Source organism: Terriglobia bacterium, from assembly GCA_020072565.1.
Classification (GTDB): Bacteria; Acidobacteriota; UBA6911; order UBA6911; family UBA6911; genus JAFNAG01.
Genome location: JAIQGI010000112.1, coordinates 1 through 7,185 on the forward strand (window position 1 = coordinate 1; position 7,185 = coordinate 7,185).

The window sequence follows — 7,185 nt, forward strand, 5'->3', positions numbered from 1 at the left end:
CGACCAGGTCAGACTGCGTTTCGAGCTCGAAAGCATCACAGAGAATACGACCTTCGTCCATCGCAAGCCTTACGGGGCACAATAACATTTTCATGCACCTGGGTGCACCCCCGGTGCATGGGAGACTGCGTTGAGATTTCGTCGTTGCGGCTGCGCCCCGCCGTGTATTTCAGGGTCCGATGAGCGTGTCCGGGCGCGTTCCCTGATCAAAAAGATCAATCCTTTTCGGCGCCGATCTCGTATCATCATCGAAACAACCTGTTCCGGAGGCCCCATGCGTCGCGTACTGTTCTGCGCATCACTGATATTTCTGCTGTCAACCAGCGGCTTGTTTTCGCAGGAGACGAACAAGTTCCGCATTCGTATCCGTTCGGCACTGACCGGTACGGAAGAATATGAGATCACCAGAACCACCGACGGCTATCACCTCACGGGCAAGTCCCACCTGGAGAGAGAAGGCTGGTCTATGGACGCTACCCACGAGCAGACGTTGGCGCCCGATCTGACGCTGATTCGCTATAAAATGCTGGCCGGAGGCAACCAGGTGATTGAAGCGTGGCGGGAGGCGGAAAATATCCAGATGAGAGTCAGCGCCGGCGGTCAGCAGGCGGCAAAATCTGTCCCCTTCACGTCCTCGATGATCGTGCTCGACAATATGGTCACGGCCCATTTCCAGGTGCTCTTGAATAGCCTGGCTGGGAAGCCCTCGACCACAAATACCTGGACATTTACATTTCTGGTCCCGCAGGCGCAGGCCGCGATTTCAGGCAAGATTTCCCGAGGCGGCGAGGAGCCGGCCAGCTTGAACGGCAAACCCGTCCGGGCACAGAAGTACACGGTGGAATTCGCCAACCTCATCGAGGAATTCTGGGCCGGCGCCACAACGAATGAGTTGATGCGGGTCTACGTGCCCGTTCAGGATGTCGAGTTGGTGCGCGAAGGTTTTTCGATGGCGCCAAAGGCCGAGCCGAAGGATTCAATCCCGGCGACTTTCGTGGAGCGCGCCATTGAATTCCCGAGCGGTTCGCTGAAGTTTCCGGCCACACTCTGTCTGCCGGCGAAGTTGACTGTTAGAGTGCCCATGGTTGTCCTCGTGCATGGTTCCGGACCGAACGATCGGGACGAAACCATTGGTCCCAACAAGCCATTCCGCGATCTCGCGCATGGTCTGGCGGCCTCCGGCATCGGCACATTGCGCTACGACAAGCGGACGCTCGCGTTCAAGGGGCAGCTTGATCCCAAGACATTGACAGTGGAAGAAGAGACTATCGCGGATGCTGTCGCGGCGCTGCAGTTTGTGCGCACGCTGGCCGAAGCCGATTCCGGGCATGTCTTCGTGCTGGGACACAGCCAGGGTGCCATGTTTGCCCCCGTCATTGCCGATCGGGCGCAGACGCAAGGCGCCATCCTGATGGCTGCGGCGGAACGTCCTCTCGATCAGGTGATTCCGGAGCAGCTCGCGTTCCAGCTCAAGCTCGGCGGCAGATCACAAGGGGAGATTGACGCCGAAATTGTTGAACTGAAGAAATCCTTTGCCCGCATCCGTTCCGGCGAAGCGAAGGATGATGAATTGGTATTTTTCGCCCGTGCATCCTACTGGCGTGACTTTTTCAGCCGTGATCCGCAGGCTTCGCTGAAAAACACGACAGTGCCGGTTCTGATACTCCAGGGCGGCAAGGATATCCAGGTTCTCAAGGTCGACTATGATCTGGCACAACAGGCGGTGGCAGCGAAGCCGCCGGAAATGCGAGAGGCGCACTTCTTTCCGAACCTCAATCACCTCTTCCTTCCTGTAGAGGGTCAATCCACGGGCGCAGAATATGGAGTTGCCGCGCGTATCCCGCAGGAAGTCATCGATACCATTGCGACCTGGATCAAGAAACGATCCGCTCCTTTACTCGCAGCGCAGCGCGATCAGCGGGTCGACCCGAGCTGCCCGCCTTGCGGGCAGATATCCGGCAAGCATTGCCACCACCGCGATCACCAGCACGGAGATTGAGAGGGTGACGGGGTCGAGAACGGCCAGGCCGACCAGAGAGCTTTCCACGAAGCGCCCGCAGGCAAGCGCGGCTGGAACTCCCAGGCTGATTCCCAGAACGACAAGGAGCATCGTCTCGCGCAGGACGCCGCCGAGGATGCGCCCCTGCTGCGCGCCGAGTGCCATGCGAATCCCGATCTCATGGGTCCGGCGCTCGATGGAATAGGCGAGCACTCCGTAGAGCCCGATCGACGCCAGCAAGAGCGCCAGCAACCCAAAAAAACTGGAGACCTGCGCAATCATGCGCTCCCGGATGACGGTCCGGTCCAACAATTCCGAAAGGCTTCTGGCGCTCAGGATGGGCACTGCGCCGTCGATCTCCTGAATCTTGCGGCGCACCACGGAGAGCATGCTGTCGGCGTCGGCAAAAGTCCGGATCTCATAGTTCACCGCAGGCGGGATTTCACCCAGGGGATGGAAAAAGGGGACGTAGAACCGCCTGGGGATGTTCCCTCGCAGGCGGTGATCTCTTGCGTCCCGGGTGACTCCCACTATTTCGAAGGTGACGCGGGTATCGGGAAATTCGTCCCTGACATGTTTGCCGATCGGGTTGCCGCGCCCGAAATAAAATCTGGCGAACGCCTCGTTGACGACGCAGACCTGGTTCGAAGTGGCGGTATCCTGAGGGCCGATTTCGCGCCCGACCAGGATCGGGATACCGAGGGTGGAGAAATAGTTCGGGCCGACCTGGTCGAAATTGGAGGCATTATCCCCTTCTTTATCGGAGCGGAAGCCCTCGACCGTGACCTGATCCCCTGATTCCGTGCCGCTGAACAGTCCGTTCTCGGACAGAGTGACTCCGCGAACCCCAGGAAGGGTCTTGAGGTCCTCGAGCACTCTCTGATAGAGGCCTGCACGTGCCGTGCTGTCATATCCGGCCGAAAGCCCGTCGATGCGCACAAGCAGCAGGCTATCGCGGCTGTATCCCAGTTCCGTGGTCTGCAGGTTGCGCAGCGTGCGCACGAATAGCCCTGCGCCGAGCACCAGCAGGAGAGAGATCGCCACCTGTCCGATCACGAGCACCTTGCCCGTGTTAAGGCGGGCGCCGCTGCCGGCGACACTGCGGGCGTTTTCCTTCAGGGTGCTGTTGACATCCATCCTGGTGGCGCGCAGCGCCGGAACCAATCCGAACAACACGCCCGTCAGAACCGATACCGCCACTGTGAAGGCGAGGACACGCGCATGCGGGTCCACTTCCAGCGGGATCGGATTGGAGGGGGGCGATGCCAGCCGCACCAACAAACGGGCAGCCCAATAGGCAAACAGAACTCCGGCCGTCCCCCCGATTCCGGAAAGCACGGTACTTTCTGTCAGCAGTTGCCGGATCAGCCGGCCGCGCGAGGCGCCGAGAGCGATGCGTACGCCGATTTCTTTCTGCCTCGCCGTCGCTCGCGCCAGCAGGAGGTTGGCAACATTGGCGCACGCGATCAGGAGCACAAGCCCGACGATTGCCATCAGAACCAGGAGCGGCTGGGTGAATTGAGCCCGCAGTGTGGACGCACCGGTGGCTCCCGAGTGAACGAGGATCTTCTGATCTGCAATCTCCCGCCGGCGTTGAGGATCCGCTACCGATCCCGCCTGGTTTTCCAGGTACTGCCGGAAAACCACGTCGATATTGGCCTGCGCCTGGGCCGGCTTGATACCCGGCTTGAGTCGGCCGCCGATGTGCAGCCACATGACCTTCTCCGCGCGCTTTGGATCGTCGCGCAGCCAGAACCGTCCCGGCTTCAGCTGCGGTTCCATCATCATCGGGAGGTACAAGGCCGGGGATTCTCCGACGATCTCGCCGTTAAATCCGGGAGGCGCCACGCCGATGATTGTGAACGAATTCCGATTCAACTCGATGGTAGTGCCGAGAATGGCCCGGTCCGAGCCGAAGCGCCTCGTCCAATAGTCGTAGCTGAGAACGGCGACCGGGTCGGCGCCCGGACTGGAATCTTCGGCCGCGGTAAAGGTCCGGCCCAATGCCGGACGTACCCCGAGGACTTCGAAGTACGCGCCGCTGACCAGCTTGCCGCGTGCCTCTTCGACGGGCCCCATCGCGATCCGCACGTTGATCCGGGCGGGGTTGCTCTCAGAAGCGAATGCGCCGGAAAAAACCTGATTGTGATCGCGGAGATGCTCGAATTCCTGGTAGGTGAACAGGGATCGGACGCCGGTTTCTGCGCCGCTCGCCACGCCCGCCGAAGCCGGGTCCGATAAGAAAACGAGGCGCTCGGGATCTGTAACCGGCAACATGCGGAGCATGATCGCATCCACAAGGCTGAAAATGGCGGTGTTGGCACCAATGCCAAGGGTCAGAGAGAGCACGGCCACGGTCGCGAAGCCGGGATTAAGGCGCAATGTGCGGAGAGTGTACCGGATATCTTCGAAGAAAGAGTTCGTTTTCAATATCGCACCTTTTCCTTCCGGATTGGACGTTCGACGGTCGGCGATAAAACACCTTCCTATATGACGTGCTGCACCCGGATTTGGTTGCCTCAAAATCCCGGCGCTTGTGTTGCCGCGCTGCCTCCCCCCACTCAGCTGACTGCCGAAGGTATCGGACAGCTCTACCAGGTCGCACTGGAAACGTTGCGCCTGTCGATAGACAGGCTGCGCAGTGAAACAGGATCCGAATCGGGCGATTTGCCTTGCTTGCATATCCCGCTTCCATCAAAATCTGGACAGGCTGGAATTAGACGGATTCTCACGAACTGCTGTCGCAAAACATACAAGGGGGTGAGTATGAAGCGAATTTGTGCTGCCTCTTTCGTCATGATCATGGTATTTGCGCTCGCCGCACGGGCGCAGACTACACCACCGCCGCCGGGACCGGAACACAAGAAGCTGAGCGTGTTTGTCGGAACATGGATAGGAGAGGGCAAAGCCGAGACTTCGCCATTAGGCAAGGGAGGCGTGGTCAAGAATTCCATGAAATGCGGGTGGTTCACCGGAGGATACCATCTCGTCTGCGACTCGGAGGATTCCGGGCCCATGGGGATTGTTAAAAGTCATGGTATCTACGGGTACAGCGCGGAAAAGAAGCAGTACTTCAGTTTCGGTGTCGACAGCACCGGGTTTGGCGGTCCGGGGACTGCCAGGGTAGATGGATCCAACTGGACGTTTGAGGGGAGCGACGTCATGGGTGGCAAGACCATTTGGTTCCGGACAGTCGTGCGGCTCACTTCTTCTGCGGAGCTTAGTTATAAATCCGAATATTCAGAAGACGGCAAGTCCTGGAAGCCCCAGGCAGAGGGAAAGATGGCAAAGAAATGATCCGCAGGAATTCCAGCGACGTCGGGTCAGCAGACCACGTCGAGCAAAGCGAGTGAGCCCTTCCTAAAGAAGGTACAATAGGCCTTGTCGCATGAGACTCGAATTCTTCAAGCTCCAGTTTGACGAATCGAGAGGCACTTTTGATGACACCGATCTGCGTGCTAAGGTAGACTCCGCAGGTCGAGGGAACCAGCCAGCAGAGGGAGAGCTCAACTCATGGACATTCTCCGTGCCATTGGAAACACATCGATAGTTCGACTTCGCAAGGTCGTTCCACCCAATTGTGCGGACATCTTCGTGAAGCTCGAGTGGGAGAACCCCACAGGCAGCGTCAAGGACCGGATGGCGCAGGCCGTGATTTCGCGGGCGGAGGAGGACGGTCGACTCAAGCCCGGAGACACCGTCGTCGAGTACACGGGTGGCAGCACGGGGGCATCGCTCGCATTGGTCTGCGCCGCCAAAGGCTACCGTCTCCAGATTGTCAGCTCCGATGCGTTCAGCCAGGAGAAGCTGGATCACATGGCGGCACTGGGTGCGGAGCTGACGCTCGTCCGTAGCGAGGGAGGCCTCACCACCAAGAAACTGATCCTGGACATGATCGAGGTCGCTCGCGGCTTGAGCCAAAAGCCTCACACTTACTGGACCGACCAGCTCAACAATCATGACAGCATCGCGGGTTACTACTCGCTGGGCGAGGAGATCTGGAGTCAAACGAAGGGGGAGATCGACGCGTTCGTTCACTGCGTGGGTACGGCGGCTACTTCGCGTGGGGTCGCCACGGTACTGAAGCGATACAAACCGGGTATCAAGATCTTCGTCGTCGAACCCGCAGAATCCTCGGTGTTGCTGGGAGGTCAGGCGGGGTCCCACAAGATCGAAGGAGTTGGGATTGGCTACACTCCTCCACTCTGGGAGCCGACTCTCGTGGACGACATCCTGCCGGTCCGAACAGACGACGCCAAGGACATGGCGAGGCGCATCGCGCGGGAGGAGGCCCTCTTCGCGGGGACGTCTTCCGGAGCCAACGTCGTCGCCGCGATTCAAGTGGCAAAGCGGCTGGGACCGGATGCCAAGGTGGTCACGGTGATGGCCGATTCTGGCCTGAAGTACTTGAGCACCGATGTGTACAGGAGCAGATAAGACACGGTCTCGATCACAGTGGGGTTGAACCGATAGAACCAAGCTGCATGCACCGAAAGGAGAAACCCCGTGCAATATCTGCTGATCATCTGCCACGATGACTCCTTTACTCCAACTGAGACCTTGATAAAGGAGATCGTCGCCTGGATCAAGAAAATGGAAGGTCGCGGAATCCGAGTATACGGAAACCCACTGCGACCACCCAGCGACGCCACGACTGTGCGAGTACGCGAAGGTAACGTGGTGCTCACAAACGGGCCATTCGCTAAGTCCAAGGAAAAAATGTGCGCGTACGAGCTGATTGAGTGCGCAAGCCCCGAAGAAGCCATTGACATAGCGTCCCGGCATCCCATGGCAAAGGCGGCAACGATTGAGGTAAGACCAATTTGGAATGAATTGGCCAGTTGACAGAGCGTTTCCCAACTTCGTCAGGTGCCCCGTTGTGGCATAAGAATTCATTCCCTTACAATGGGCAAGCGCGAGGTTATCGCCGGCTTGGAGTATGGGATTGAAGGAATGCGGGTCGGCGGCGTAAGAAAGATTTCGGTAAGCCCGCATCTGGCCTATCGAGATACCGGCGTTGCCGACAAGATCCCCGGAAACGCGAAACTTACTAATCAGTGCATAAGTATGCGGACATATGGTATAATTGGGCATGGTCAAAAACGATGCCCGCAAATTGGATCATAAGACGCTGGAAGCAATACGAATTCGTGCCGTTGAACAAGTTCAGGCCGGCGAAAGCCCCG

The 7,185-nt window shown here is 58.7% G+C and carries 6 protein-coding genes; 5 read left to right on the forward strand and 1 reads right to left on the reverse strand.

All coding sequences use genetic code 11. The features are described from left to right. The first annotated feature begins 274 nt into the window (after positions 1–274). Positions 275–1,999: a lysophospholipase gene (locus LAP85_29270; protein MBZ5500503.1), complete on the forward strand. Its 1,725-nt coding sequence runs from the start codon at positions 275–277 to the stop codon at positions 1,997–1,999. Here LAP85_29270 and LAP85_29275 read toward each other — a convergent pair. Beyond that, positions 1,895–4,429 (reverse strand): ABC transporter permease, encoded by a 2,535-nt coding sequence (locus LAP85_29275; GenBank protein MBZ5500504.1) that lies wholly within the window; start codon positions 4,427–4,429, stop codon positions 1,895–1,897. The two genes, LAP85_29270 and LAP85_29275, sit on opposite strands and share 105 nt — an antisense overlap. 336 nt (positions 4,430–4,765) lie before the next feature. Between LAP85_29275 and LAP85_29280 the strand changes: the two genes are divergently transcribed. The 4 genes from LAP85_29280 to LAP85_29295 all read left to right on the forward strand — a co-directional run bounded on the left by LAP85_29280 (position 4,766) and on the right by LAP85_29295 (position 7,126). Continuing rightward, positions 4,766–5,296, forward strand: a complete 531-nt coding sequence (locus tag LAP85_29280; GenBank protein ID MBZ5500505.1) for a DUF1579 domain-containing protein — start codon at positions 4,766–4,768, stop codon at positions 5,294–5,296. 216 nt (positions 5,297–5,512) lie between these two features. Then, positions 5,513–6,436: a cysteine synthase family protein gene (locus tag LAP85_29285; protein MBZ5500506.1), complete on the forward strand. Its 924-nt coding sequence runs from the start codon at positions 5,513–5,515 to the stop codon at positions 6,434–6,436. A 69-nt stretch (positions 6,437–6,505) separates the two neighbouring features. Then, entirely contained in the window at positions 6,506–6,844 is a 339-nt protein-coding gene (locus tag LAP85_29290; protein MBZ5500507.1) for a YciI family protein, read from the forward strand. A 60-nt stretch (positions 6,845–6,904) separates the two neighbouring features. Next, complete coding sequence (locus LAP85_29295; GenBank protein ID MBZ5500508.1) at positions 6,905–7,126, forward strand: FKBP-type peptidyl-prolyl cis-trans isomerase; 222 nt, start codon at positions 6,905–6,907, stop codon at positions 7,124–7,126. The last annotated feature ends 59 nt before the right edge of the window (positions 7,127–7,185 follow it).

Coding starts and splice junctions, on each gene's coding strand:
- LAP85_29270 (MBZ5500503.1), top strand. CDS start 275: ATGCGTCGCGTACTGTTCTGCGCATCACTGATATTTCTGCTGTCAACC.
- LAP85_29280 (MBZ5500505.1), top strand. CDS start 4,766: ATGAAGCGAATTTGTGCTGCCTCTTTCGTCATGATCATGGTATTTGCG.
- LAP85_29285 (MBZ5500506.1), top strand. CDS start 5,513: ATGGACATTCTCCGTGCCATTGGAAACACATCGATAGTTCGACTTCGC.
- LAP85_29295 (MBZ5500508.1), top strand. CDS start 6,905: ATGGGCAAGCGCGAGGTTATCGCCGGCTTGGAGTATGGGATTGAAGGA.